The following is a 26,492-nucleotide window of genomic DNA, read 5'->3' as shown; positions in this document are numbered from 1 at the left end:
GCCAAGCGTCTGACGCCCGTCCTGCAAATTCCTTTTTTATTTGTGAGAAAACAACGTCTGACGGGCGAAAATATTAACCACCAGGGCAATGATTGGCAGCGTATGCAGCCAGGACTCCCCGAGGCGGCTCGCCGCGTCGAGGCCGACCCCGGCGCCGTCTTCGAAAGGCACGGCGCCGAGTCGGTCGACGAGCTGGTGGCCAGCGGGGAGGCCCCCGAGCGCGACGATGTGAGCGATCGCGCCGTGAGCAGTCTGTTCGAGGGCGCACTCGCTCGGCCAGAGCGCCAGTCGGTGTCCTCAGGCGAGGGAAGCGGGACGCCGACGGCCGGAGAGCCATCGAGTGGGGTCGACGAGGAATCCGCCACCGAATCGACGACCACGCCGGCCGTTCTCGCCGACCTGAAGCGAGCCATCGACGAGACCGAGGCCGATGCGCCCGGCGCGGTCGACGGCGAGGAGCTCGACGCGCTCGACGACGCGGAGGTCGCAGAGGCGCTGGCAATCGCCGAGGAACTGGAGACGGCAGACGCTGGAGAGGTCGACTGCCAGACGTCGATTCCAGCGGAGTGGCGAGAAGACTGATTGTCGGCGGCACAGCGCCTGCAGTGTGGTGCCTGACGAAAGGAGTATCAGTCGGTAGTACAACCAGCGGATACGATGAACGTCCTCGTCACCGGCGCCAGTCGCGGAATCGGGCGGTCCACCGCACTCGCACTCGCGGACGAACACGACGTCGCGATCGCCTACAACCAGTCGGCGGACGCGGCAGCGGAGGTCGCGGTCGCTGCCCGGGATCGTGGCGCGGAGGCCGTCACCGTCCAGGCCGACGTGACGGACTCGGATGCCGTCGAGGAGATGGTCGATGCAGCCGCCGACGAGCTCGGTGGCCTCGACGCCGTCGTGAACAACGCGGGAGTCGTCGACCCGGACAGTTTGGACGATCTCGACGACGACCAGTGGGATCGCGTCCTTCAAACGAACCTCACGGGCGCGTTCTACGTCACCCGCGCAGCCATCGACTACCTCCAGCCCGGCGGCGACGTGGTCTTCGTCTCCTCGATCGGTGGCACCGCCGGCACCGTCGACGCCAGCTACGCGGCAAGCAAGGCCGGACTACACGGGCTCACCCGTGCACTCGCCCGCGAGTACGGCGAGGACGGCGTCCAGGTCAACGCCGTCGCCCCCGGTCCCGTCGAGACCAGCATGAACGACGATATTCTCGGATTCCTCGAGGAGATCGAGTTCCGCGGCCACGAGAACCTCGACACGCACCTCCCGGAGTACGCCTGCGACCCGGCGGACGTCGCGGACACGATCGAGTACCTACTCGGCAACGAGTACGTGCAGGGCGAGATCGTGAACGTCAACGGCGGGATGCAGTTCCAGTAACCGGCCGCCTCCACCGTTCAGGGCTCGGCGAGTGGCCGTTCGATTGACCGCAGCGACGCGTAACGCTTTTGCGTCGGCGTTTCGAGGGGTTCGAGTATGCCGTCGAACCCTACGGACAGGCGTTCAGTACGCCCAGCGACTGCCGCCACGGGGTTCGTCTTTTTCGGGCCGGCCTGACTGGCGGCGGACTCCGGCGTGGGCCCCATCGGCCCGACCGGACGAAACCGACCGCGATCCGGCCGGCACCGACTCCGAGCGATCCACCTGCGATCCAACCGACCACACACATCAATGGAACTTCCAGCAGCACAGGTCGCGGTTCTGAACGCCGCGAGCGCGAACGACGCACAGACCACAGACCAGCTCGCCGAGGACACCGATCTCGCTCCCGAGACGGTGACGGGCGCGGCGTTCGCGCTCGAAGAGGCCGGCCTCGTCACAGTCGAGGCCGTCGAGCACGAGCGCGTCGCCACGACCGCCGAGGGCGAGACGTATCTCGAGGACGGCCTGCCCGAGGTGGCGCTCTACCGCGCCGCCATCGACGCCGGGGCGGCGTCGGACCCCGTCTCACTCGGCGAGGTCATCGGCGCCGCGGGACTCGATGGAAACGCCGTCGACATCGCGCTCGCGAACTTCGCACGGAAAGGCTACGGGTCGATCGACGACGGTGCAGTCAGCGCCGATCCCGACGCAGATCCCGACGCCGACGAGGAGGCACTCGCACTCTCCGCGGTCGCAGACGCACTCGACGCGACCGAGGGCGAGGAGGACGATACCACCGTCGCTCCCGACGACCTCGACGTCGGCGCCGACACGCTCGACGACCTCGAACGCCGCGGGCTGATCGAGCGCTCCGAGACGACCGACCGCACCGTGCTCCTCACCGACGACGGCGTCGACGCGCTCATGATGGGTGTCGAGGAGGCCCAGACGGTCGGGCAGGTCACGCCAGAGCTCCTCACGAGTGGCGACTGGGAGTCGGCGGAGTTCGCGGAGTACAGCGTCGAGGCTGACGCCGAGACGCCCGCCGCAGGGAGGACCCACGTCCTCCGACAGACCGTCGAGCGGGTCAAGGACGTGCTCGTCGGGATGGGCTTCTCCGAGATGGAGGGGCCCCACGTCGACGCGGACTTCTGGATCAACGACGCGCTGTTCATGCCCCAGGACCACCCGGCGCGGACGCACTGGGACCGCTTCGCGATGGAGACGCCCAGTGAGATCGACTCCCTCCCCGACGAGCTCGTCGAGCGGGTCGAACGCGCCCACCGCGAGGGCGTCGGCCAGGACGGCGACGGCTACCACTCGCCCTGGGACGAGGAGTTCGCGGAGGCGCTCGCGCTGCGCGGGCACACCACGTCGCTCACCGCTCGCCACCTCGCCGGCGAAGCCATGGGCGATCTCGAACCGCCCCAGCGGTTCTTCAGCGTCGAGAAGGGCTACCGCAACGACACGCTCGACGCGACGCACCTGCTGGAGTTCTTCCAGATCGAGGGCTGGGTGATGGCCGAGGAGCTCTCCGCCCGCGACCTCATGGGCACGTTCGAGGAGTTCTACGCCCAGTTCGGGATCACGGACGTGCAGTTCAAACCCCACTACAACCCCTACACGGAGCCCAGCTTCGAGCTGTTCGGGGAACACCCCGAGACCGGCGAGCTGATCGAGATCGGCAACTCCGGGATCTTCCGCGAGGAGATGCTCGAGCCGCTCGGCGTCGACTGTGACGTGATGGCCTGGGGGCTGGCAGGGGAACGACTCGCGATGCTCGTGACCGGCGCGGAGGACATCCGCGACATCCACGGCACGCTAACCGATCTGGACTTCCTGCGGAACGCGGAGGTGATCTACTGATGCCCGTCGTCGAGATCGATCCCGACGAACTGCGGACCCTCGCCAGCCAACCAGAGAAACCCGAGGACGAACTGATCGACGACCTGTTCGCCCTCGGCCTCGAACTCGAAGGGAAGACCGAGGACGGCGAGCTCGAACTCGAGTTCGCGCCGGATCGGCTCGACCGTCTCTCCGTCGAGGGGATCGCTCGCTCGCTTCGCTACCAGCTCGGCGACGACCGCGGCGCCCACGTTCCGTCCGTCAACGATCCCGACTGGACCATCGAGGTCGACGCCGACGTGCCCGAGGAACGCCCCTACGTCACGGGCGCCGTCCTGCGGGACGTCAACCTCGATCGGGACGCGCTGGACTCGCTGATCCAGCTCCAGGAGAAGCTCCACGCGACGATGGGACGGGGCCGCGCGAAGGGTGCCATCGGCGTCCACGACCTGACGATGCTCAAGGGCGGCGCAGCGGCGACCGACGACACCTCCGAGCCCACCAAGACCGTCCAGTACACCGGAATCGACCGCGATGGCGACACGTTCGTGCCACTGGAAGGTGACGCGGAGATGACCCCCGGCGAAGCGCTTTCCTCCCACCACATGGCCAGCGAGTACGCCGACCTCGTCGCGGAGTATGAACGTATGCCGGCGATCTACGACGACCTGGGCCTCTTCTCCTTCCCACCAGTGATCAACGGCCGGCGGACGGAGGTGACCGCGAACTCCCGGAACCTCTTCGTCGAGATGACCGGCACCGACCAGTGGACGATCGACCGCATGCTGGCGATCCTCTGTTACGCGATGGACGCTCGCGGCGCGACGATCGAGGCCGTCGACGTCGAGTACGCGGAGGATGCGGGCGGCGACTACGCCGGCTCGACGATCCAGCGGCCCGATCTCGCGCTCGATACGAAAACCGTCGCCCACGACCGGGTCGAGTCCGTCATCGGCGTCGACTTCGATCCACGGGAGGTGCTCGATCTGCTGGAGCGGTCGGGACTCGACGCGCGGCAGGTCGAGATCGAGGGCGGCGACGTCGGCGAGGACGGCGACGTCGCGGTCGGTTACGAGGTCGGCGTTCCGGCCTACCGCGTCGACGTACTGCACCCGCAGGACCTCATCGACGACGTCGGACGCGCGTTCGGATTCAACGAACTCGAGCCCAGCTACCCCGACGTCTCGACGCTCGGGGGGCGTCACGAGCGCTCCCGGCACGAGCGAGCGGTGCGGGACACGCTCGTCGGCATCGGCTTCGAGGACATGCTGAACTTCCACATGACGAACGAGGCCGAGACGTTCGAGCGGATGGGGCTACCCATCCCCGAGGCCGACTCCGTCGACGGCGTCGATCTCGAGGCCGGCGGCTCGGTCGAGATCGAGGCGCGGAGCGGCGAGCACGCAAATCGCGACGTGCCCGACGACGCGGTCGGGTTCGCGCCCGCGCCGACGATCGCGACAGCCTACAGCGAGGACTACACCATCCTGCGGACGTGGGCGCTTCCATCCCTGCTGCAGGTGCTCGAGGGGAACACCCACCGGGAGTACCCCCAGAACCTCGCGGAGGTCGGTTTCGTTGCGGAGGTCGATCCCAGCGAGCCGACCAGCGTCGCGGAGTCCCGCTCGGTCGCAGCCGTCGTCGCGAACCACGACGCCTCCTACGAGGACGCACGCGGCCGGCTCCAGGCGCTGGCGTCGGCGTTCGACGTCGATCTGGAGACGCCGGCAACGGACCATCCCAGCTTCCTCGACGGTCGTGTGGCCGACGTAGTGATCGACGGAGACGTTGCGGGCGTCGTCGGCGAGATCGACCCTGCGGTCCTCGTCGAGCACGACCTCGAGGTGCCGGTCGCCGCGTTCGAGCTCCGACGGGACGCACTGGAGTAGCACGGCCGCCTGCAGCCAATCCGATCGACCGAAGCGCTCGTTTTCCTCGGCGACAGTGTGTCCATCACCGCCAACTGGAACCGATCCGTGCGGTGATTCGGCCAGGGCGATCGCCCGTTCTGGAACGCACAATCCACACCAGAACCGGCGGTTTCCCCGTGACTGAACGCTTATTAGGGCCGCGTCCGCAGTTGGTGGTACGCAGTAACGCTGAACATTCGTTCAGTCATAGCCCCGTACCCATGGACGGCGACCACCCCTCCGCGCGACTCGGCGGCCGCGTCCGCGACGAGCTCCGGCAGCGATCGGCCGTGCCGGATCGGCTGTCGAGCGTCGTGACAGATTCGGTGCCCTCGACCGCGCCCGGCGAGATGCTGCTGTGTTTCGCGCGGGCGGATCCCGACGAGCGGGGAGCGGCAGAGCGAGGGGCCGACGGCGCGATGGAGGCCGCCGTGGCCGTCGAGTTCGCGGCGCTCCACCAGTACCTCCACGCGATTCCAGTCGCCAGCGCCCCGCTCGCGGACCCCGCGCGGGACTCGCCGTACGCTGACGACGAGGTGGCGGCGATCATCGACGGCGACTGGCTCCAGGCGGCTGCGTTCGCCCGCGTCGCCGGAAGTACGTCGTCAGCTGGGGCCGCCCGACGATGCCACGCCGCGCTCTCCGGTGGCTCCACCCGCTGCTACGAGCTGTGGGAGCGGTCGAACGAGGCCGCGGATCCGGCGCCGATCGCACCGCTGATCGGGGCCGCTGGTCGCATCGGCGCGATCGTCGCCGGTCTGGATCGATCGGCCGGGGCGACGGTCGCCGACGTCGCCAGATCGATCGGTGCGGCGGTTCCGATCCGGACGCCCGCGGGCACCGGGGCCGGTACAGCCACGACGCCGCCGTCGCGATCTTCGCTGGTCGAGGACCTGTCCGGCGTCGTCGGGGACCCGGAGAGAGTCGTCGACGAACTGGAGCGGCTGGCGAGTGGAGATTCCGCACTGGAGGTCGTCGATAGCTGACTGGGACGTGGCGTCGCATCGTCTGAATCGATCCTGAGGAGGAACGGCACCGTGGCAAGACCGTAGCAGCGACCGGGTACGGAGGAACCGAGATATCGACTGCAGAACAGGGGGAGCAGGTCGGCGAAGAACGCGTGGGACAGCGGGCCCGAACGGCCTCGAGCGACCCCTACAGTCCGACGGCGACGAGGACCGCGACCCACATTACCACGCTGAGCCCGCCGACACCGGCGATACCCACGCCTGCCACGGTGCGATCGTATCTGGTCCAGAGTCCGAGACCACAGTAGACGCTGACGAGCCCTGCGAGGGGAAGAAACAGCCACGCTGCCAGCGCCGTGACGATACCGACGACGAAGAACAGCCGCCCGTCCTCGTTCCAGTCGGAGAGCGAACCCCCCGCCGATGCGGACGCCTCGCTCATCGTAACTCACCAGTGTGTCGGATCTGATCGCCGAGCATGGCTGACTAAACGTTCAGTAAATATTTAAATGATGCGGACCCAGTCCCTCGCGTGGCCGCCGGCTGCAGTCGCCGTCCTATCGACCCGCCGACGGATACCCCTGCCCGGACGCGGTGTACCGAACCGCGACGGCGACAGCACGCCGGGCGAGCCACGCGACGCACGCCGCCAGGGAGAAGTACCCCCAGTGCAACGATTGATTTCAGGAGCGTACACGCGATGACTGACGATGTCAGCCCGACGAAACGGGCAATCATGGAGGCGACGTACGACGCCTTGCACGAGCAGGGGTACGGCGATCTGACGATTCAGGCGATCGCCGACGAGTTCGAGAAGAGCAAGTCGCTGCTGTACTACCATTACGAGGACAAGGAAGCATTGCTCGCCGATTTCCTCGAGTACGCCCTCGAGGAGTTCATGGCTGAAATCGATCTTCAGGATCACGAGCCACTCGAACAGCTCGAGATGCTGATCGACGCCACCGTCCCCGAAACGATCGACGAGGAGCGCTACCGCGTCCAGATCGCACTCCTCGAGCTGCGCGGACAGGTCCCCCACACGGACGTCTATCGCGAACGCTACACCGAGATCGACCGAATGCTCACGGATCGCGTCGCCTCGATCATCGAACGGGGCGTCGAGAGCGGCGCAATCCGCGACGTCGACGTGGAACTCGAGGCAGAGCTTCTCGTTTCGACGATTCTGGGGGTACAGACCCGCAGACTCACGACCTACGCGGAGTTCCCCATCGAGCGAAGCAGAGCCGCACTCTTCGAGCACGTACAACAACGGCTCGTGGCGGCGGAGTCCTGACCGGCATAGACGGCGACGCCGGCACCAGAGTAGACCCTCAGTCGCTCACTTCGACGCCGCCGAACAGTGCGACGCCAGTGAGGACGAGGTCGGATTTCTCGCTTCGGCGAGCAGTGCCGTCGTCCGCGGGCCGCGACCGCTCGTCGCTGGCGCCCCCGAACAGCGGCAAGACGTCGAGGTCGACGGACCACTCCTCGGGCACCCGGATCTCGGCACCGCCGAAGAGGACCACTGCCTCGATCGTCGCCGGCGGCTGATCGATCTCGGCGTCGCGGAGATCGATCTCCGCGCCACCGAACGCGACGATCACCTCGCCGCCGACGAACCGGTCGGTCGTGAGTCGCCGGTCCGCACCGCCGAAGAGCGCGATCGCGTTCAACTCGTCGTTCGCGTCGGTCGCCGTGCGGCCGTGTCCTCTGCGCTGACGCCCGATCAGCAGGAGGACGCCGAACAGCACGACGAACAGCGGCCACCACGTCCCGATCGCCTCGTCGCCGATGACGCCGACGTTCCGCGCGAGGTAGGTTCCGGCGATCGCGATCACCATCACCGGGCCGGTGAGGTTCCGGAAGCCACTGGAGAGCAACGCCCAGAGACCGAGCACCACGAAGATCGCCGGGACCCAGTCCCAGATCGAGTCGGCGGGGAGTGCGTCGGTCGTCGCGAGCAAGAGCAACACGCCGACGAGCACGATCAGCCCGCCCGTCGCGATCCGTCCCGTCAGATTCCGAGCCATAGCAGGGTTCTCGGCGCGGATTCGCATAAGCGTGGGGCACCCCACCACACGCTCAAGTGCCCGCGGCCCGTTCCCTGGCCACGATGACAGGGCAGGGCGGGGACCCCATCCCGGTGACGGTGCTCTCCGGACCGCTGGGCGCCGGCAAGACGACCGTGTTGAACCACCTGCTGACCCACGCCGGCGATCGCCGGATCGCCGTGCTCGTCAACGACATGGGCGACGTCAACGTCGACGCGGACCTGCTCGCGGCGGGCTCGGACCTCGCCGCCGACGGCGGAGTCGCGGAGCTCTCCAACGGCTGCATCTGCTGTGAGCTCCAGGACGATCTCGAAACCGAGGTCGCGCGACTGGCCGAGGAGCGGGCGTTCGACGTGCTCGTCGTCGAGGCTTCGGGCATCTCGGAGCCCGGCCCCGTCGGCCGGCTGTTCGTCACGGACTCCCGCGCCGCCGCGATCTACGACCTCGACGCGCTGGTGACCGTCGTCGACGCGCCCCGATTCTGGGAGACCTTCGGCGGCGACGTCGAGGGCGAAGGCGGACTCGAGGGGCGCGTCCAACGCGAGACCGCGCCAGGCTCGACCGACCGGCCGCTCTCGGACCTCGTGATCGAGCAGATCGAGACGGCGAACGTCCTCCTCCTGAACAAATGCGATCGTCTGAGCGACGAGCAGGTGGGAGCGGCCGAGGCGCTGCTGGGCGCGCTCAACGCTGACGCTCCAGTCCATCGGACGGTCCACGGAGACGTGGCTCTCGATCAGATCCTCGAGACCGGACACTACGCCGAGCAGGAGACTGCTACGGTGGGTGGGCACTCCGACGCGAGGGCCGGCCTGGAGCAAAGCGGTCACCGGCACGGAGACCGCGATCGCGGCGATCACAACCACCGCGCCGACCACGGTGATCACGGCCCTACTAACCACGATCATAACGACCACGATCACAGCGACCACGGCCACAGCGACCACGGTCACGCACATCCGGAAGCAGTCTACGGCGTCGACTCCGTCTCGTTCCGACGCCGCCGACCATTCCACCCGGGCCGACTTCTCGACGTGCTCTCGGAGCTGCCACCGGCGGTCGTGCGCTCGAAAGGGCTCTTCTGGGCCGCCGGACGGGAGGATCTCGCCCTACTCTACAGTCAGGCCGGGCCGACGGCGAGCGTCGAGGGGGTCGGCCCCTGGATCGCGAGCCTGCCCGATATCGAGGCCGACCTCTACCGGTCGAACAATCCCGAGCTACGGTGGGAGGAGCCCCACGGCGACCGGCGCAGCGAGCTGGTGTTCATCGGTCGGGACGTGCCAGAAGAGTCCATCTTCGCGGCGTTGGAGGACGCGCTCGTCACCGACGAGGAGTGGGATCCAGAGGACGGGTGGCTCGGCGACGACGATCCCGCCGAGTCGGCCGGGCTCCCCGCCAGCGAGGCTGACGACGAGCGCATCGAGTTCTCGCCCCGGGACGCCGAGGGGTTCGATCCAGCGCGGTGAGGGCAGGCAGTTCCACGGGACCGATCAACGTCTCGCGGCGTGGGCTCACCACGTACGACAGTGCAATCTCTACACGTAGAGCAGCGCGAGCAACGCCATGAGCACGAGCACCCCGGCGGCGATCGCGTAGAGCAGCGTCCGGAACCGATCGCCGACCGGCACCTCCTCGCGACGATCGGGATTCTCCGTCCAGACGAACCGGTGGAACGCGACCACGACCGTTCCGAGCGCGACAACGCCCGAGACCCCGATCGCGAGCGGCTCGCCGAGTCCGTGGCTCAGTAGGTAGAGCGGCCCCCACGCCATCGCGACGCAGATTCCCAGCAGCGCGACGACCAGGAACGGCACCGGATCGATCGGGCTGCCGTCGCTGTTCCGGAGCTCCATCCCCGGTACGTTCGGTGTGCAGAAAGTTAACAGTGAACGACGAGTGTCGATCCAGCGGGTCGAACGACGGACGGAGTCGGTCCAGCGCCGGGACTTAAGATGCACCGCCGCCCAGAGCCGGCCATGCAGAGTCGTGGCGACCCCAGAGTTCACTTCGTGATGAACCTCCTGCTCTCGGCGGCGTTCGTCTACATGCTACTCCGCGGGCTGGAGTTCCTCGACGTGGTCGCCTTCTCGCTCGTTCGCTTCGCCATCGGCACGCTCCTGTTGATGGCGATTACGCACGTCGTCACGCAGTAAGTGCGATCGAAAACTGTAGCTCCGGCGGCGGACTCAACAGGCACAGCCCGCGCCGTCGGTCGAGCGCTCGAACGACATCGCCTCGCCACAGCCGGGGCAGTCCGGGGCGCCCTCCCCCGTCACGTCGACGTCGCGGATTCGCTCCTGGCAGTCGTGACACCAGTACGCGCCCTTGGAGCCGTCGGTCGTTGTCGTCTGGTTCGAGGCCTGGAAGACCTCCGCGACCGTGCCAAGAATACCCATGGTCCGGCTTTGGCGTCCAGCCCGATAAGCGACGCCCCGGCTGTGCGCTCGCGGGACAGAACCGCTCGCCGGAACGTAGCGTTCGGGTGCCACGGCGGCGTTCGCCGCAGGAATCACCCGACGGCGTCCGAAACCGAGCTCAGAGCGCGCCGGAGTTCGCCGCGGCGCTTCCAGCCCGCGATCCGGTCGGTGATCGTCCGCGGACGGACGCCCATGCTGACCGTCGAGGTCGCGTCGATGCGGGTGCCTTCGTTTTCGGATCGCCAGGAAAGATCGGTCTCCATCGTCTCGAGGGGCGCTCCCTCGTCCTCGATCTGCTCGTAGAAGATGCCGTTCTCACGGAGTTCGAACCGAAAGGAGAGTTCGAGTCCCGCGCCCCCGGCGACGACGTGGACGTCGCCGTCGCGCTCCTCCACGTGACGAACCTCGAAGCTCCCCTCGTGTTCGACGATCGACGCCGGATCCAGCGCCCGCTCGACCACCCCCGGCGGCGCCTGGACGAACTGCGAGACCTCGACCGTGCGCATACGCCGGCCTTCGGCGGGTAGCACCTAAGCGTTCGGGCGAAGTGGTGTGGAGGTGGTAGGGCCGGAGCCGGACGGGTGCGATCGGTGCGAAAGAAGACGTGTCTTCCCGGTTCGAGCCCGCCAGCTACTCGATCGTGGCACGGCCGCTGGTCGTGCTCCGCAGGCGGTCCCGGAGTGCCTCGGCCTCGACGCTCGGCACCGAGACCACGAACTGCACCCGCTCCTCGTAGGCGGCGTCGAAGGAGCCAGGGCCGCCTTCGAGCACCGATCGAACCGATCCCGAATCGTCGTACTCGACGGTGACCGTGAACTGCTCGTGGGGCTCACGCTCGACGACGCCCGCGGCCTCGATCGCGTCCGCCGTCGACCGGCCGTAGGCAGATACCAGCCCGCCGACACCGAGGTTCGTCCCACCGTAGTACCGGACGATCGCGACGGCGACGTTCTCGAGTTCCTGCCCCTGGAGCACGTTGAGCGCCGGCTTCCCGGCAGAGCCGGAGGGCTCGCCGTCGTCGTTGCTATACTCCCGCAGATAGCCGTCTTCTGTCCGAACGCGATAGGCCGGTACGACGTGGGTCGCGTCGTCGTACTCCGCGGCGATCTCGTCGGTGAACGCCTCCGCCGCAGTTTCGCTCTCCACTGGAGCGACGTAGCCGATGAACTCCGACCCTTGCACCTCGAAGGCGGCGCTGGCTCGCTCGGCGACTGTGCTGTAGGGGTCGGTGGCCGTCACGGCTGGTCGTTCCCGGCGCCGTCGGACGGTGGCTCGGGATCGTCGCTCGGCGCAGAGTTGGGGTCGCCGGTCTCGGACGGATCGGGGTCGGCGGTCGGCGCAGAGTCGGGATCGGTACCCGACGCAGAGTTGGGGTCGGCACTCGGCGATGCGGAACTGTCGTCGGCCGTGCGTCCGCGCTCGCCCAGCCAGAGCCACGCGAGCACGATCGCCAGCGCAGCCTCGACGATCTTGGAGACGAGCGCGAGATCGTCCTCTCCGAGGTGCTGGAACAGCGTCTCCACGGGACCCCACTCCGGATGCGGATGCGGCTGGTTCTCGACCCACGGCAACGCGGGGAGATGCCCCATCAGGTGCCAGCCCCAGTAGCCGAAGATGTAGACCAGCATGAGCACGATCCCGAGCACGTAGACGGGTGTGCGCCGGCCGCCGAGGGCGACGTAGGCCACCCCAGCGATGATCGCTGCCGACGAAACCACGAACAGCAGCGGCCGGGGATCGACGTAGACCCCATAGCGCAGCTGCTCCGTGAAGCGATCGAGACCCCAGTAGACGTGCGTTGCGACGACTAACCCCGCGAGCTGGAGGGCGAGGAGCTCGACCCAGGAGCGGGTCTCCTCGTTCATTGGTCGGGCTTGGGCGAGGGGTCCCATTAGTCGTGCGTTCTGGAGTGGATGCTGGGGAGTGGGTGGTTGGAGGAAAGAGCTGCTTCCAAGCGGTTCGTTTCGATTGTCGCCATTCCCTCTGATCCCAGGAGTCCCGTTCCTACTCAGCGCCCACGTTCTGGCCGCCCTCGAAGGAGTCGGGACCTGGTTCGATGTCGGCGTACTGAACGGCCCGCCTGCCGAGCACGAGCGTCCGCTCGTCGAGACTGTCATCGAGAATGTCCCCGTCTTCGATCGCGTTGCGCGCTCGCGGGATCGCGACCTGGTGGGGAATCACCCAGGCGTTGAGCGCGCGACAGACAGAGCGGAGGTGTTCCAGGGCCGGCGTCGGGAAGCCGCCACCGGAGACCGCGAGCAGCCCGACGGTCTCGTCCTCGAACTCGTCGAACCCGCAGTAGTCGAGCGCGGTCTTCAGCGGCGAGGCGAAGGAGCCGTGGTACATCGGCGTGCCGAGGAGGACGGCGTCGGCGGCGCGGACGCGATCCGCGAGATCGATCGCGTCGCCGGCCTCGTCGTGGTCGGCGTCGAAGATCGGCAGGTCGTACTCCCGGAGGTCGATCAGTTCGGTGGTGCCACCGGCGCGCTCGACGCCGTCGAGTGCGCGGCGAGTCGCGACGCGCGTGTAGCTCCCCTCACGAAGGCTGCCCGGAATCGCGACGACGTGTGGACCATCCATACGGATGCACTCATTTCAGGCGATGATGAGTGCGGCGATCACCACCAGGTCGCTACGTGATTGCCTATGACTACCACCGGAATTGTTAACTATAATCCCCTAAAATCGGGGGCTATGTCCACACAGCGTGGGGGAGGCCTGATGGATCGTGTTCCGATCGTGCAGAGCGTCGTAGTTGGTATCGTCTCATACGTGGTGAGCTTCGCTCTCGTTGCGATGGTCGTCGCGGGGATGGAAGACGGCGACGACCTCGTTGGAGCAGCGGGGAACATCCTCTACGGCGCTCACTTCGTCGACGCGAAGTATACCGTGTCGGCGGGGGGGCAAAGCCAATCGGAGACGCACAACTTCATCAGTGAGAGCTCGCTGGAGGCACCGGAGTTCCTCTATCAGATCATCCCGATCGTCGTGTTGCTCGTCGCGGGTATCGCACTCGTGCGCTACCTCGAGATCCCGGACGAAACCGACGCTGCCATCGCTGGCGCAGCGCTGGCGATCGGCTACGTCGTGTTGACGATCGTCGGAACGTTCGTCTTCGAACTGTCCGACACCCAGATGGGCATTACCGCCGAAGTCGTTCCCAAACTCGGCCTCATGACAGTGCTCCTGATGGGCATCGTCTACCCAGTCGTCATCGGCGGGATCGGTGGCTACGTCGGCTCCCGGCTGTAGGACGCTCCGCAGAGCCCGCCACCCAGGGAGATCGAACAATAGAGTACGCCGGCGGTCAGTGATGACCGCCGGGGCCCATTCTCGCAGACGAGGCGTATCAGACACCTCCGGTATCGGACCGATCGCACAAGGTATCGTCGCGGGACTGCTCGCGTGGATCGTTACCCTCGCGTGATCTCTGACTGGTCGCCGCGATAGAGGACGTCGACGGTCGCGAAGATGGGGATCCTCTACTCCGTCCTTTTCGGTAGGCTATGTGCAGCGATCGGTTCCCGGCTGTCGCTCGCTCTGCCCATCGACGTACGGACGGTCTCTCGTCCTTTTCGCACGTTAGCTGCGCAGTTCGACGACGTCGCCCTCGCGAGCGACCAGCCCGTCGTCGGCCAGATCCTCGACGAGATCGCGGAGCCACTCCCGGCTCCCGTCGCCGTCGCTCTCGGGCGCGTAGTCGACCCGGACGCGGGGGCCCAGCTCGTCCAGCTCCTGGGCGCCGTGCTCGGAGAGCGCGGAGAGCACGCGGGCGCGTTTCTGTCGCCGGCTGCCCTCGAAGGGCGGCTGCGTTGGTACGTCCGGCGCGGTGAAGTCGCCGCTGTGGTACGCCGAGCACCACTGCCGCCAGGGGCAGCCGGCCTCGTCACAGCTCGGCGTCTTCTCACAGGCCACCCCGCCCAGTTCCATGATCGCGTTGTTCCAGTCCCGGGACTCGCCAGCGGGCATGAGCGCATTCGCAGCAGCTTCGAAGGCAGCGTCGTCGTCCGGCACGTCGAACGCCCGGTAACAGACACGCTTGACGTTCGTGTCGACGACGGCGTCGCCCTCGTTGAACGCGAAGGAGGCGACGGCGTTGGCGGTGTAGGGGCCGACGCCGTGGAGATCTTGCAGGCCCTCGGGATCCGTCGGGAACTCGCCGGGGTCCAGGTCGTCGCCGCCGACCTCGCCCTCGGTCACCTGCCGGGCTGCCTCGTGGAGGTATTTCGCCCGGTTGTTGTAGCCGAGACTGTGGTCGGTCCAGAAGGAGACCACGTCAGCGCGATCTGCCGCGGCGAGCGCAGCAGCGTCTGGCCAGCGATCGAGAAACGCTGCCCAGGCCGTTTCGACGCGAGAGAGCTGGGTCTGCTGGCTCATCACCTCCGAGACGAGGATCGCGTAGGGATCGGTGGTCTCTCGCCAGGGGAAGGAGCGGTGGTCCTCGCGATACCAGGAGAGGAGCGCGTCCTGCACGGCGTCGAGGTCCTCGGGGAGCGAGACGCCATCGGGGAGATCGCGGTCGGTGGGGGTCGACTCGCCGTCGCCCTCCTCGGTACTCATTGGCAGCGGCTTGCCGACGGGGGCGCTTTACTCGTGCGGTCCGGGAAGGACGCGAGTCGATCGAACACGTATCGCCCGGGCTACCGGACGCCCATCGCCGCGAGTGCGAGGATCGCGAGCACGGCGACGCCGGCGAGGACGGTCGAGCCGTAGACTGTTTGCAACGCCGCGAACGCGCCGGCCAGCGCGACCGCTGCGGCTGCGAGACGACGAACGCGCGTCGAGAGTGGGGGTGGGTGGTCGGACATGGCTGTGGCTCGGCAGGGCCGCGAGTGCAGTCGGACGGCACTACTGCGGCGCCAGCGAGTGATCGGTCGTTACCGACGGTAACGGGTAAGTGAGCGCCGGAAGCTCGGTGGAAGTGGAAATTGGTGGCAATCGGGTGGAGTTGCGTGGATGGAGGTCCAGAATTCGGGCCGCCAGCGGTGTTGCCGGACCGCACGATCGCCGGCTGCGTCACCGAGCCGCGGGGTTCATCCGGCCTCGCGGCCGAGACCCCGCCATGAGCGAGACGCCACCTGGCTGGGCCGACGACCTCGAAACCGGCCGCGCCGAGAAGGACGAGTTCTTCGACACGCACCGACAGTCGCCGATCCCGCCGGAGGAGCGCGACGCGTTCGACGGGCTCGACTACTTCGACCCGGACCCCAAATTCCGCGTCGAAGCGGAGGTCACGATCCACGACGAGCCCGAACAGCTCGAACTCGACACAAGCGACGGCCGGTCGATTCGCTACGATCGCGTTGCGACGTTCGCGTTCGAACTGGACGGCACGGAGATCGAACTCCACGGCTACCAGCAGCCCGACGAGACGCTGGCCGACGCGGCGATCTTCCTCCCCTTCCGCGACAAGACCACCGGGCCCGTGACCTACGACGGCGGGCGGTACATGGACCTGGAGACCGAGCGGGCGCTGGAGACCGGCGACGTGATCCCACTGGATTTCAACGTCGCGTACTCTCCGTTCTGTGCCTACAGCGAGACGTTCTCCTGTCCGCTCCCACCCGAGGAAAACTGGCTGGAGATCCCGATCGAGGCAGGGGAGAAAGGCTGGGAGTAGGAGCGGGGTCTGGCTACGTCATCGCTACGACAAACCGTTCGGAAGCCCCTTTCCAGTCCCGGAAGAGCAAGCTCTTCCGACTTCCGCAGGATCGAAGATCCTTCTCAGTCCCACCCGATGGTAGCTTGGGGAACCATGCGAACCCCCTGTGGACCCCGAGGGTGCTGTAGCAGTGGCACTGGTAGCTGCTCAAAAGCCGTGAAAAATCTGTCTGCGACCGTCGCCGGCCGGTCAGGCGTCGACGACGGCCTGCAGGATCTCCGGAGCGTCGGCGAGCGCGTCGTCGAGCTGGTCGGCGTCGGGACCGCCGCCCTGTGCGAAGTCCGGCGGGCCGCCGCCACCACCGCCGACTCGACTGGCGAGTTGGCTGACGACCTCGCCGGCGTTCACCGCGCAGCCCTCGGGGACGCCGACGACGAACTGAGCGCCGTTGGTTCCGTCAGACGAGTCTGACGACGTCCCGCTCACATCGCTCGCGGGACCCCCGCTACCGAGTACGGCGATCTGGCCGTCCTCGACGAGCGCGTTCGCGGTCGCGCGGAGCTCGTCCATCTCGGCGTCGATGCGCCGGACGACGGCAGTGGTCTCGCCGACCTCGACTTCCGTCGCGTCGTCGTCACCGCCCGCAGCGCGGGCTTCGGCCAGCTCCTCCTGTAATTCCTCGATGCGCTTGCCTCGCTCCTTCCACTCATCGAAGAAGCGCGTGGCAGTATCGGGGACGTCCCAGACGTCGACGTCGAGCGCTGCGGCGGTGTCGTAGAGAGCGTCCTCGGTACGCTGGGTCGCCTCGATCGCCGCGGTGCCCGCCGAGAATGTCAGTCGCTCGACGCCGTCCTGCACGCGCTCGGTCGAGCGGACTTTGATCGCGCCAATGTCGCCCGTTCGCGCGACGTGCGTACCACCGCAGGCCTGGACGTCGGCGTCGACCTGGATGATCCGAATCTGCTCGCCCGGCGGCACGCCGCCCTGGTAGAGGTCGAACCCGTACTCGGCTTCCGCGTCGTTGCGGTGGAGCCACTCCTGGCTGACGGAGACGTTCGCCATCACGATTTCGTTGGCGAGTCGCTCGATCTGCCTGACCTGCTCGCGGTCGATCCGGTCGTAGTGCGCCACGTCGATGCGAGAGGAGTCGACGCCCTTCTGCGCGCCTGCCTGCCGGACGTGGTCGCCCAGAATCCGTCGGGCCGCGTGAATCACGACGTGCGTCGCGGTGTGGTTGCGCATGAGCTGCCGGCGACGATCGACGTCGAGCTTCCCGCGAACCATCGAGCCCTTGTCGAGTTCTTCGTCGGTACGGTGTCGGATCACGCCGTCCTCGATCTGGACGTCGGTGACCTCGACGGTCGCGTCGTCGCTCGTGAGCGTGCCGTGGTCCGGCGGCTGGCCACCGCCCTCCGGATAGAACATCGTCTGGTCGAGCACGACGTCGTAGCCGTCCTCGCGTTCGAACACGTCGAGGACGACCGCCTCGAACTCCGTGCCCTGCTGGTCGTCGTAGTACAGCTGCTCGGTCGCGGGGAGGTCGGCGAACCGCTCGTCGGCGTCGGCGGCCGTGATCCCTCCGGCGTCCTCGTCGTGTCGGGAGGCGACCTGCCCGTAGAAATCCTCGGGGACGTCGACGTCGGCGCCGTGTTCGGCGGCGATATCCTCGACCATGTCCGGCTGGATGCCGTGGGAGTCGTAGAGTTCGACGAGCTCCGGCGTCGGGATCGGTTCGCCGGCGTCGGCGTGTTCGGCAGCCATGTCCTCGACGCGGCGCCGGCCACGCTCCAGCGTCTCGCGATACTTCTCGACCTCCGTTCGCACGACATCGCGTACGTGATCGCGGTTCTCGTAACCCAGGCGCTCTGCCTGCATGTCGACGAGTTCGTCCAGCGGGGCGTCGACGCCGACCTCGTCGACGAGTCGCTTGGTCCGGCGCAGCACCATTCGCGCGAGGTAGCCGGTGCCGACGTTGCTCGGGACGATTTCGTCGCCGAGCATGTACGCGAGCGTGCGGCAGTGGTCCGCGATGGCGTAGATGCTCTCGAGGGGCTCGACGAGCGCCTCGAGATCCGCGACGTCGACGCCGATCTCGGCGGCGATCTCGTCGCGGGCAGCCTCGAGATCCTCGGCCTCGTCGATGTCCATGTTGCCGGCGAGCGCGGCGGCGTCGTGGACGATCCGCTGTTCGTCCTCGGTCAGCTCGATCCCGGCGTTGTCCTTCAGGAAGGCGATCTGGTCGGGGTAGATCGCCTCGTAGACGGTCGGCGTCCCCTGGCTCACCCACGTCCAGCGTTCGAGCCCGTAGCCGGTGTCGACGACGTAGGTGTCCATCTTCGAGTAGCGGTTCCCGTCCTTGAGCTCGTACTCGCCCTCGGGGTCTTGCTCCATCGACATGAAGACGAGCGTCGCCAGCTCCGCGCCCTCGTAGATGACCTCGATGGCGGGCCCGGCGTTGCCGCCGCCGACCCACGGATCTTCGATGTAGGTGATCCCCTCGACGTCCGCGCCCAGCGACTCGAAAAAGCCCTCGCAGAGCTCGACCGTCCGGTCCTTCCAGTAGACCTCGCCCTCGTAGGCGTACTGCTCGGCGTCCTCGATGTCCTCGCGGGCGTTGAACGCGTGGTGGGCCATCATCTCGAAGGCCATCGTGTGCCGGCCAGTGGTGCCCACGTTGTCGATGTCCTGCATCCGGATGCAGGGCTGGCTGATCGTCAGCGGATTTGCAGGCGGCGGCGTTTCGCCCGACGTCACCAGCGGCTGGAAGTCGTAGATCGACGCCTGCGTGAGCAGAACGTCGTCGCGCCAGCGGTTCGCCGCGACGGGGTAGGGCTCGATGCGCTCGTGGTCGTGCTCCTCGAAGTACGACAGGAAGGCCTCCCGCATCTCCTCCAGCGTGTACTCCTCGGCGAAACCGGGGTCGTCGATGAAGGTGTACGTCTCACACGGCGGCTCGCCGCACGTCTCGCGGTCCTCGTCGCGGGTCCAGAAGTGGGCGCCGCACTCGACGCACTCGCGTCGGACGAACCCCTCCTGGTCGAAGAATTCGAGACGGTACTCCTCCTCGAGGTCGCTCATTGAGAGCTATCTGCCGGTCGCCGTGGAAAAGGGTTCCGGGACGCCGATAGAGCGTCGCAGTCGTGCGGTTCGGTGGTAGCGAATCCGCGGTCGAACGGCCCACATCGGGCACCGGTCACTCGTCCGTCGATCGCGTCCGTTCAGTTGTTTGCAGTCCACCGGCCGACGCCGAATCCGTCGACAGGGGCGTAATCCGCACGTGATCGAAGACGGCCGTCGATCGACTGCTCGCGTTGTGGCTACAGACGGCGAGACCAGCCACGACCGATCCGTCGAGGTCGAGCACGTGCTGGTCCACCGGAGCCCAGTCCTCGCCGTCGGTCGAGAGGTAGCAGGTCACGCGCGGGCCGACGCGGTCGAGTCTGAGCCAGATCGGGACGGCCGATCGATCGGAGTGGTTCCGGATGGAGAGCACGTCGTCGGCAGTCTGGCGGTGAATCGACTCGCAGCCGTGGGCGCCGACCGTTCCGAGGAAGGAGAGCGGATGCCCCTCCGCGGGCCAGTCGCCGACGAGCAGGCCGGCCTTCGAGTACTCGCTGACGCGCTCGACGTCGACGGCGCGGGCGACGATCCGGACGTCGGCCTGAACGTTGGCGTAGCCGAGGTGGTACTCCTCGATGTCGCGCCAGAGGTTCTTCCCGCCACCGTCGACGCGCCAGGCCGCCGGACCGGCTGGCTCGTCGACTCCGTCGACCACGCTGCCCGGCTCCAACCGCTGGATGGCACCAGCCGTCGCCACCGGGCCGACGTCGACCGACTCCTCGAGATCGACGGGGTCGCACTCGGTAGCACGGCGATGGGCGTCGGTGCGGAGGATGCACCGTTCGAGCGCGAAACAGGCGCCGTCGTAGCCCCGTGATCCAGGTGGTCCATCAGGCGTCCCGGGCACGGCCACCGCGTCGTCGATCGGCTCGCCGACCGACGGCTCCCAGCGGTGGTACTCGGCGACCTCATCGACGATCGCCAGCCCGAGACCGGTGCCACCGTTCGTGTAGCCGTAGTCGAAGACGCGGGCGGGATCCTCGGCGTCGATGCCGGGGCCGTCGTCGGCGACGTAGAACCCAGTCGCGGTGAGACCGACTTCGATCGCGACGGTGGGGCCGACGTGCTGGACCGAGTTCTTCAGCAGGTTCTCCAAAAGCTGCGTGAACAGCCCGTCCGCGGCCAGCACCGCAACGCCCTCGGGCACCGCGACGGAGAGCGACGCCCGCGGCGCGTCGATTCGCTCCCACGCGTGTTCGATCGCGTCCCGAAGATGCAGCCACGCCATCGTTTCGTCGGTGTCCTCGGGCTGGACGAGCGCGAGCACGTCGTCGATGAGCGTCGCCATGCGCTGTAGCGACTCCTCGACGTTCTCGAGCGCGGTGGGATTCCCGGTCTCCCTGGCGAGCCCCAGGTAGCCACTCGCGATGCTCACGGGGTTCCGGAGATCGTGGGACGCGAAGCTCGCGAACGCTTCGAGCCGGTGGCGCTCCCGCTCGAGCTCCGTCTCGCGAGCCTTCGCCTCGTCGATGGTCTCGGTGATGCCGATCAGGCCACGGCGCTCGTCGTCGGGTCCGAACCAGGGCACCTTCGTCGTACGTAACCAGTTGACCTCGCCGTGACGGGCCTCGTGGCGCTCCTCCTTCTCGACGATCCGTTCCCCGTCTCTCGCGACCGCGAGATCGTCGCGGTAGCCGGACCGGGCCTGCTCCCCGATATCGTCCTCGTAGAGGTCGAGATCGGTCTTGCCGAGCACGGATTCGGTCTGCGCGCTGGCGATCCTGGCGGACGCAGCGACGTGCCGGCCGTCCCGGTCCTTGAAGAAGATCGCCAGCTGGAGGTCGTCGAGTATCACGCGCAGTAGCTGGCCACAGAGTCGGTCGTTCCGGACCGCGTCGTGGCGATCGGCGACGTCGCGGACGGCCTCCAGCAGCTCGGTCGTGGCGTCCGGGTCATCGCCGCCGGTCGCGTCGGTGGCTGCCCCGGGCTGTCGAAGATACCGGGACGCCCCCGCTGCCGTGACGTCGGCGGCCTCGTCGACCGAGCCGGTTTCGGGGTGGACGATCACGGGAACGTCGGGATCTGCCTCGCGAACGGCGGCGACGAACGCCGCGGTCTCCCACTCGCCAGGATCGCTCGGGCAGAGCACGCAGTCGACGCGCTCGGGATCGGGATCCATCCGGACGCAGGTGGCCTCGAGCCGCTCCAGCACGCGCTCGGGAGTGACCCGCTCGAGAGCGACGTCCGGTGCGTCGCCCAGCGCCGCATCGAGGTGGGCCATCGCGCCGGCGTCGGCGGTGTCGGGATCGGTGGCACCCGCACCACTGTCGACGACCGCCGCCACGCGGATCGGGCGCCACTCCGGCGGTGCGAACTCCACTACTCGCTCACCTCCAACTGCACGACCCGGACGTCGTCGAACGTCGCCGTCGCCAGGCGCTCCGTCGAGTGACTACAGACGAGGAGACCGGCGGCGACGCGCTCGGGCCCGTGGAACCGCCGATGATCGACGACGGTCCAGTCCTCGCCGTCGCGAGAGGCCGAGGAGATCGTCCGGTCGCCGACGCGGTCGATCCGGTAGTACAGCCCCGTCCCCTCCCAGCCCGGGATCGGGGAGAGGGTGATCGGCTCGCCATCCCCCGGCCGGCCGGTCGACTCGGTTTCCACGGTTCCCGTCAGCCCGATAGAGGAGAGTACGCCGCCATCTGCGGGATCGAACAGCACGACGCCGGCCTTGCACCGCTCGTGGACGGGTTCGAGATCCGTCACCTGGGCCTCGACGCGAACGTCGCCCGCCACGTCCGTCCAGACGCCGTGGAACTCGCGGACGTCCTGCCAGACGTTGCGACCACCGCCCCTGACAGTCCACTGTCCGTCCTCGCGAGTCGCCTCACCAGGCGGCGCCGCGTCGCCGACGTCGGCAGCCTGGCCGATATCCATCGGGGCGCCCTCGGTGGCGCTGGCGAGTGCGACCGGGCGGAACAGACAGTCGTCGACGACGAATCGGAGGCAGTCGTCGGGTTCCCGCGTGGCCTCGATCGACCAGCCGTGGGCCTCCGCGATGTCGCGGGCGATCGCCATCCGGTGGCCGGCACCCTGGTACTCGAACTCGTTGGGATCGGTGTCGGGCGCCGGATCCAGATCGAGCGGCGGGCCGTCGTACTCGACGAAAAAACCCGTCTCGGAGAGGCCGAGGTGGACGCTGTCGGCGGCAGCCGACTCGCGGTCCAGTACGGCCCGGAACAGATGCTCGAGGAGCCGGTGAAGCTGGTCGGGATCGGCCTGAATCTCGATCGCCTCGTCGACGTCACACTCGAGCGTGGCGGCGGCGCCCTCGATCGCGCCCCAGCTCTGCTCGCCGGCCACCTCGAGGTCGATCCAGCCGAGTTCGGCCGGCTCGGACTGCGGCCGAGCCATGGTGAGCAGCGTTTCGATCAGCGACTGCATGCGATCGAGCGCGTCGTCGATCTCAGCCAGCGAGGCGTCGGCGTCCGTCACGAGCGATCCGTCCGCAGCTCGTGCCCGGTCCAGCGCGTCGAGTGCGGTGGTGACCGGCTCGCGCAGCTCCGTCGAGGTGAACTCCGCGAACTGCTCGAGCCGCCAGCGCTGGCGTTCGAGCTCTCGCTCGCGTTCCTTCATCGCGGTGACCGGCCTGGTGACGCCGACGAGCCCCTGAATCTCGCCGTCGGGTGTCCGCCAGGGCTGTTTCGTCGTGCTGTACCAGCCTTTCTCGCCGACGGCGGACTCACCGCGTGCCACCTTCTCGAGGATCGGCTCGCCGGTCTCGATCACCGACCGATCGTCGCGGTAGCTCTCGAACGCTTTCGCGTCGCCATCGCCGTAGAGATCGACGTCGGTGGTGCCAAGCGGCGACTGCTCGTGACCGGTGGCTACGTAGGACGAAACGGCGACGTGGCGCGCCTCGGCGTCCTTGGCGTACAGCGGGAGCGGAGCGCTCTCCATGAGCGCCGCGAACATCTCCCGCTCGCGCGTGAGCTGCCGGCGACGGTCGTACGACTCGACGACGTCGTCGAGGCGCTCCGCGAGCTCACCGGACGCCGCTCGTCCTCGTGGCAGGTAGACTGTCGCACCCGCCGCAGTGGCCGCCTCCGCGTCTTCGACGCTCCCGGACGCCGGTACGTAGATCACCGGGAGATCGTCGTCGCGCTCCCGGACCGCCGCTGCGAGCTCGATTCCGGTGCCGTCGCTCAGTTCGTCGGTAGTGACGACGCAGTCGACTGGCCCGTCGGGCCGCTCGGTCCGCCTGCCGCTGTCGTCGATCATCGCGAGCGCGTCCTCGACCCCGTCGACGCAGCACAGCTCGACGCCGTCGCCGGTCATCGTCGTGGCGCTTCGCCGGTCGGCGTCGCTCGCCGCGAAGACGACGACCGGCTCGACCGTGTCGTACGCCACGACGTCCATTGCAATATCTAACTCGCGCGGGAGGAAAAACGATGACGGCCCGATCGCTCGGCCGTCTGACGGATCCTGGGCAGAAATCTGGTTACCGCATCTCGGGTCGGTCCCCGGAGACGACCGAGGCGAGTCCCGCGCCGAAGGCGTACGCGATGGCGGCCGTCCCGCCCTGGAGCCGCTGCGGGAAGGAACGCTGGGGTTCGAACCGCTCGACGCTGACCTCGGGTCGGTCCAGTTCCTCGGCGAGGGTCAGCTCGACGGCGTCGCGATCACCCAACTCGTCGACGAAGCCGAGCTCCGCCGCGTCGGTGCCGAGATAGACCTTCGCCTCGGTATCCCGGACCGTCTCGGCGTCGAGACCGGTCGCGTCGGCGACGCGGTCGACGAACTGCTCGTACCACGCGTCGGAGAGCCCCTGGAGGTACTCGCGTTCCGCGTCCTCGAGGGGTTTGAACGGCGCCCCGGAGGCGTCCTTGAACTCGCCGGAGACGATCCCCTCGTAGCTGATGCCGTGCTCCTCGGCGAACTCGTCGAAGCGCGTCTGAGAGAACCGGACGCCGACGGAGCCCACCATCGAGCCCTCGCGTGCCCAGAGCTCGTCGCAGCCGCTGGCGATCCACATCCCGCCGCTGGCACAGAGGTCGCTCGTGTACGCGATCGTCGGCCCGTCGAACTCCTCGGCCGCCGCCCGGACGTCTTCGCTCGGGACGACCTCGCCCCCGGGCGTGTTCAGGTGCAAGAGGAGTGCATCGACCGCACCGTCCTCGTCGGCGCGCTCGATCTGCTCGACGATCTCGTCCGCCGGCGCCGAGGACGGTGCCGAGGGGAGCGGCGAGCCGCCGTCCTCGCGCACGATCGGCCCCTCGACCCCAACCTCCGCGACGTCGTAGGAGCTGAGGGCGTTGCTGGCGATCGAGCGACCCACGCGGAGCCCGAGAATCGTCGCGCCGATCGCGAGCAACACCCCGAGCAGTTCCGTGGTCGATCCAGGGAGATACCAGAAGAGAATCACGCCGACCGCCGCCGTCATCGCTGCGACGACCATCGTGATCGCGAGCGCGAGGAGGTTCGTGAGCGAGTCGTTCATCGAGGATCACCTATAGTGTTGAGAGGTGACGTGGGTCGTCGTGCCATGACGTGCGAAGCGACGACGCCCGGCGAGAAAAACGTGCGTGGAAACCGAGGGAGTGGAGCGCAGGAATCTACTCGACAACAGGCAGCCACGGAAGCCCCCTCCCGCTCGACTCGGGCGACTCGCTGCGCGCTTCCCTCGCTCACTTCGTTCGCTCGGTCCAGTGCTTGCGTCGTCGTCCTTCGTCGACCGGTCGGCCCCTTCCGGAGTATCGAAGGATCTCCGATCCTTCGTACCTCGCGAGAGCTTCGCTCTCGCTCAGCCCCACCCTGGAATTTGTGTAATCGAGCGAAGCTCGGTAGGTAGCGGTGGCGCGCGTTTCGCGGGTGCGTCAGCACCCGAGTAGCGTGCGAGGGACGACTGAGCGAAGCGAAGGAGGAGGTTGGGGAGGACGAGGTTGCTGTGGCTGTGGGTGGGACTGAGCGAAATCTTCGATTTCGCGAGGTACGGAAGATCTCCGATCTTCCGGCACATCGAAAGGGGCCGGGTGGCTCGGCTGTCCCCGGGCGATGAAAGCACCGCAGGGAGCGAAGCGACTGAGGAGCGCATCGAGCCCCGGGAGTCACGCGAGCGAAGCGAGTGTGACCTCGTCGGAGCTTGCTCCGACGGCGCATCGAGCGCCCGGGGGCTTTCGGGCATCCCCTTCAGTAGAGCCCACACGGGGGTGAATTACTTCCCACTACCCCACCCCTCGCCGTACGAGCGATCGGAAAGCGTTTCACCGAGCCCCACGCACGATTTCGCATGAGCGAGCCCACGAAGATCGTGCTCTCGACGGTCGTCATCGCGGCGGTCCTGACGCTGGCGCTGGTCGGCACGTACCTGGTCTGATGTTCAGCGAGCGGGCGCTGTCGCCGGCAGTCGAGGCCGTCCGCGAGGCCCACGCCCCGGAGGCGCTGGTCCTCGACGTCGAGACGGATTTCGAGACGCTGGATCCGGCGGTCGCGGAGGATCTCGGCCTGCTCGTCGACCGGCTCCAGCCCCACAGCTACCCATCGAGCTGGCTGCCAGCCGATTCGCCGGCGCTGCTGGCCCAGTACGCCGGGAGCGAGTTCACGATCGGCGCGCCGGGCGATGGTAGCATCGCTTGGACGCGGCAGACCGAGCCCCCGGTGGTGCTGGTCAAGCCCCGAATCGAGGGGTCGCCCGACTCATTCGTCGACTTCCTGCTCGCCGACGCGCTGGTGAGCCTCGGGCTGGACGTGAGTGTCCCTGGCGCAGAGGACGAGAGCGTCGAGACGGGTGGCCCCGGATTGCCGCCCGCGACGAGCGTGCCACCCGAACATTTCCTGGGATTCTTCCGCGGCCACTACCCCGAGCTGGCCGACGCGACGCCGCTCGGTCCCGCCGGCACCTACCAGCTCGCAGCGGCGCTGTACGACGCCTGGCTGGGGCTGCACACGCGGGACGTGTTCGGGGAGTGGGTCGATTCGGGCGAGGCTGGCGGCGCGGACACCGACGAGCTGGCATCCCTCGGCGACGCCTGGCAGGACGCCGGGGATCGCCTGGAGGGCCGACTCGACGGCCTCGCTGGCGAGGTCGCTCGTGGCGAGACCGAGTTCCCCGACGCCGCGGAGCTGGCCTGCGCGGCAGTCAAGCACGCGCTGGAGCTGCCAGCGCCATATGCCGCGCTCGACACCGAAGCATACCGAAATCGGGGAGCTCCGTTTGCGGTGAAGTGGGCGGAGAAGACCTTCGACGCCCTGGAGTAGCGGCTAGG

25 protein-coding genes are annotated in these 26,492 nt (G+C 67.8%); 11 read left to right on the top strand and 14 right to left on the bottom strand.

The features are described from left to right. The first annotated feature begins 102 nt into the window (after window positions 1–102). The 5 genes from MXF70_RS04985 (at window position 103) to MXF70_RS04965 (ending at window position 6,112) form a co-directional block, all read left to right on the top strand. A complete protein-coding gene (locus MXF70_RS04985; RefSeq protein WP_248517907.1) occupies window positions 103–582 on the top strand; it encodes a hypothetical protein in 480 nt (159 codons plus the stop codon). 75 nt (window positions 583–657) lie between these two features. Further along, window positions 658–1,389, top strand: a complete 732-nt coding sequence (locus MXF70_RS04980; RefSeq protein WP_248517906.1) for an SDR family NAD(P)-dependent oxidoreductase — start codon at window positions 658–660, stop codon at window positions 1,387–1,389. A gap of 291 nt (window positions 1,390–1,680) precedes the next feature. After that, complete coding sequence (pheS, locus tag MXF70_RS04975; protein ID WP_248517905.1) at window positions 1,681–3,237, top strand: phenylalanine--tRNA ligase subunit alpha; 1,557 nt, start codon at window positions 1,681–1,683, stop codon at window positions 3,235–3,237. Continuing rightward, entirely contained in the window at window positions 3,237–5,105 is a 1,869-nt protein-coding gene (gene pheT / locus MXF70_RS04970; RefSeq protein ID WP_248517904.1) for a phenylalanine--tRNA ligase subunit beta, read from the top strand. Before pheS ends, pheT begins: the two co-directional genes overlap by 1 nt. Before the next feature lie 242 nt (window positions 5,106–5,347). Next, on the top strand, window positions 5,348–6,112 hold the full coding sequence (locus MXF70_RS04965) for a polyprenyl synthetase family protein (RefSeq protein ID WP_248517903.1): 765 nt from the start codon (window positions 5,348–5,350) through the stop codon (window positions 6,110–6,112). 169 nt (window positions 6,113–6,281) lie between these two features. Here the strand turns inward: MXF70_RS04965 and MXF70_RS04960 are convergent, their stop codons facing one another. Continuing rightward, on the bottom strand, window positions 6,282–6,536 hold the full coding sequence (locus tag MXF70_RS04960) for a hypothetical protein (RefSeq protein WP_248517902.1): 255 nt from the start codon (window positions 6,534–6,536) through the stop codon (window positions 6,282–6,284). A gap of 258 nt (window positions 6,537–6,794) precedes the next feature. On the opposite strand from MXF70_RS04960, the gene MXF70_RS04955 reads away from it, so the two are divergent. After that, entirely contained in the window at window positions 6,795–7,388 is a 594-nt protein-coding gene (locus MXF70_RS04955) for a TetR/AcrR family transcriptional regulator (RefSeq protein WP_248517901.1), read from the top strand. A 37-nt stretch (window positions 7,389–7,425) separates the two neighbouring features. On the opposite strand, the gene MXF70_RS04950 is transcribed toward MXF70_RS04955, so the two are convergent. Further along, on the bottom strand, window positions 7,426–8,124 hold the full coding sequence (locus MXF70_RS04950; RefSeq protein ID WP_248517900.1) for a LiaF transmembrane domain-containing protein: 699 nt from the start codon (window positions 8,122–8,124) through the stop codon (window positions 7,426–7,428). Between the two features lie 83 nt (window positions 8,125–8,207). On the opposite strand from MXF70_RS04950, the gene MXF70_RS04945 reads away from it, so the two are divergent. After that, window positions 8,208–9,611, top strand: a complete 1,404-nt coding sequence (locus tag MXF70_RS04945; RefSeq protein WP_248517899.1) for a CobW family GTP-binding protein — start codon at window positions 8,208–8,210, stop codon at window positions 9,609–9,611. 69 nt (window positions 9,612–9,680) lie between these two features. On the opposite strand, the gene MXF70_RS04940 is transcribed toward MXF70_RS04945, so the two are convergent. Next, a complete protein-coding gene (locus MXF70_RS04940) occupies window positions 9,681–9,998 on the bottom strand; it encodes a hypothetical protein (protein WP_248517898.1) in 318 nt (105 codons plus the stop codon). A 123-nt stretch (window positions 9,999–10,121) separates the two neighbouring features. Here MXF70_RS04940 and MXF70_RS04935 point away from each other — a divergent pair, with 123 nt between their 5' ends. Further along, window positions 10,122–10,298, top strand: a complete 177-nt coding sequence (locus MXF70_RS04935; protein WP_248517897.1) for a DUF8107 family protein — start codon at window positions 10,122–10,124, stop codon at window positions 10,296–10,298. Between the two features lie 33 nt (window positions 10,299–10,331). Here the strand turns inward: MXF70_RS04935 and MXF70_RS04930 are convergent, their stop codons facing one another. From MXF70_RS04930 to MXF70_RS04910, 5 genes are all read right to left on the bottom strand, one after another. Further along, complete coding sequence (locus MXF70_RS04930) at window positions 10,332–10,541, bottom strand: zinc-ribbon domain-containing protein (protein WP_248517896.1); 210 nt, start codon at window positions 10,539–10,541, stop codon at window positions 10,332–10,334. A 113-nt stretch (window positions 10,542–10,654) separates the two neighbouring features. Beyond that, window positions 10,655–11,068: an SRPBCC family protein gene (locus tag MXF70_RS04925; RefSeq protein WP_248517895.1), complete on the bottom strand. Its 414-nt coding sequence runs from the start codon at window positions 11,066–11,068 to the stop codon at window positions 10,655–10,657. A gap of 124 nt (window positions 11,069–11,192) precedes the next feature. Next, entirely contained in the window at window positions 11,193–11,801 is a 609-nt protein-coding gene (locus MXF70_RS04920) for an IMPACT family protein (protein WP_248517894.1), read from the bottom strand. Next, a complete protein-coding gene (locus tag MXF70_RS04915; protein WP_248517893.1) occupies window positions 11,798–12,427 on the bottom strand; it encodes a hypothetical protein in 630 nt (209 codons plus the stop codon). Before MXF70_RS04915 ends, MXF70_RS04920 begins: the two co-directional genes overlap by 4 nt. A gap of 139 nt (window positions 12,428–12,566) precedes the next feature. Continuing rightward, window positions 12,567–13,142 carry an NADPH-dependent FMN reductase gene (locus MXF70_RS04910; RefSeq protein WP_248517892.1) on the bottom strand — a complete coding sequence of 192 codons (576 nt, stop codon included), beginning with the start codon at window positions 13,140–13,142 and terminating at the stop codon, window positions 12,567–12,569. 66 nt (window positions 13,143–13,208) lie between these two features. Between MXF70_RS04910 and MXF70_RS04905 the strand changes: the two genes are divergently transcribed. Further along, on the top strand, window positions 13,209–13,814 hold the full coding sequence (locus tag MXF70_RS04905; protein WP_510631686.1) for a DUF7978 family protein: 606 nt from the start codon (window positions 13,209–13,211) through the stop codon (window positions 13,812–13,814). A gap of 330 nt (window positions 13,815–14,144) precedes the next feature. Here the strand turns inward: MXF70_RS04905 and MXF70_RS04900 are convergent, their stop codons facing one another. Both MXF70_RS04900 and MXF70_RS04895 read right to left on the bottom strand, forming a co-directional pair. Then, on the bottom strand, window positions 14,145–15,122 hold the full coding sequence (locus MXF70_RS04900; RefSeq protein ID WP_248517890.1) for an HhH-GPD family protein: 978 nt from the start codon (window positions 15,120–15,122) through the stop codon (window positions 14,145–14,147). 80 nt (window positions 15,123–15,202) lie between these two features. Next, entirely contained in the window at window positions 15,203–15,370 is a 168-nt protein-coding gene (locus MXF70_RS04895; RefSeq protein WP_248517889.1) for a hypothetical protein, read from the bottom strand. Window positions 15,371–15,624: 254 nt separating this feature from the next. Here MXF70_RS04895 and MXF70_RS04890 point away from each other — a divergent pair, with 254 nt between their 5' ends. Beyond that, window positions 15,625–16,182: a DUF1684 domain-containing protein gene (locus MXF70_RS04890; protein WP_248517888.1), complete on the top strand. Its 558-nt coding sequence runs from the start codon at window positions 15,625–15,627 to the stop codon at window positions 16,180–16,182. Between the two features lie 231 nt (window positions 16,183–16,413). On the opposite strand, the gene alaS is transcribed toward MXF70_RS04890, so the two are convergent. From alaS to MXF70_RS04870, 4 genes are all read right to left on the bottom strand, one after another. Further along, window positions 16,414–19,242, bottom strand: coding sequence for an alanine--tRNA ligase (alaS, locus tag MXF70_RS04885; RefSeq protein ID WP_248517887.1), 2,829 nt, complete (start codon window positions 19,240–19,242; stop codon window positions 16,414–16,416). Between the two features lie 115 nt (window positions 19,243–19,357). Further along, window positions 19,358–21,604, bottom strand: a complete 2,247-nt coding sequence (locus MXF70_RS04880) for an ATP-binding protein (RefSeq protein ID WP_248517886.1) — start codon at window positions 21,602–21,604, stop codon at window positions 19,358–19,360. Beyond that, window positions 21,604–23,646 (bottom strand): PAS domain-containing protein, encoded by a 2,043-nt coding sequence (locus tag MXF70_RS04875; RefSeq protein ID WP_248517885.1) that lies wholly within the window; start codon window positions 23,644–23,646, stop codon window positions 21,604–21,606. Before MXF70_RS04875 ends, MXF70_RS04880 begins: the two co-directional genes overlap by 1 nt. 82 nt (window positions 23,647–23,728) lie before the next feature. Continuing rightward, the gene (locus tag MXF70_RS04870; RefSeq protein ID WP_248517884.1) at window positions 23,729–24,727 is read right to left on the bottom strand and encodes a S49 family peptidase; all 999 of its coding nucleotides are present in this window, start codon (window positions 24,725–24,727) and stop codon (window positions 23,729–23,731) included. Between the two features lie 875 nt (window positions 24,728–25,602). On the opposite strand from MXF70_RS04870, the gene MXF70_RS04865 reads away from it, so the two are divergent. Further along, window positions 25,603–26,484, top strand: a complete 882-nt coding sequence (locus MXF70_RS04865; protein ID WP_248517883.1) for a DUF7089 family protein — start codon at window positions 25,603–25,605, stop codon at window positions 26,482–26,484. Window positions 26,485–26,492: the final 8 nt, after the last annotated feature.

The organism is Salinarchaeum laminariae (assembly GCF_023204835.1).
Classification (GTDB): domain Archaea; phylum Halobacteriota; class Halobacteria; order Halobacteriales; family Salinarchaeaceae; genus Salinarchaeum; species Salinarchaeum laminariae.
Note: the sequence above shows the minus strand (reverse complement) of the source record. Positions and strands in the feature narration are given on the sequence as shown.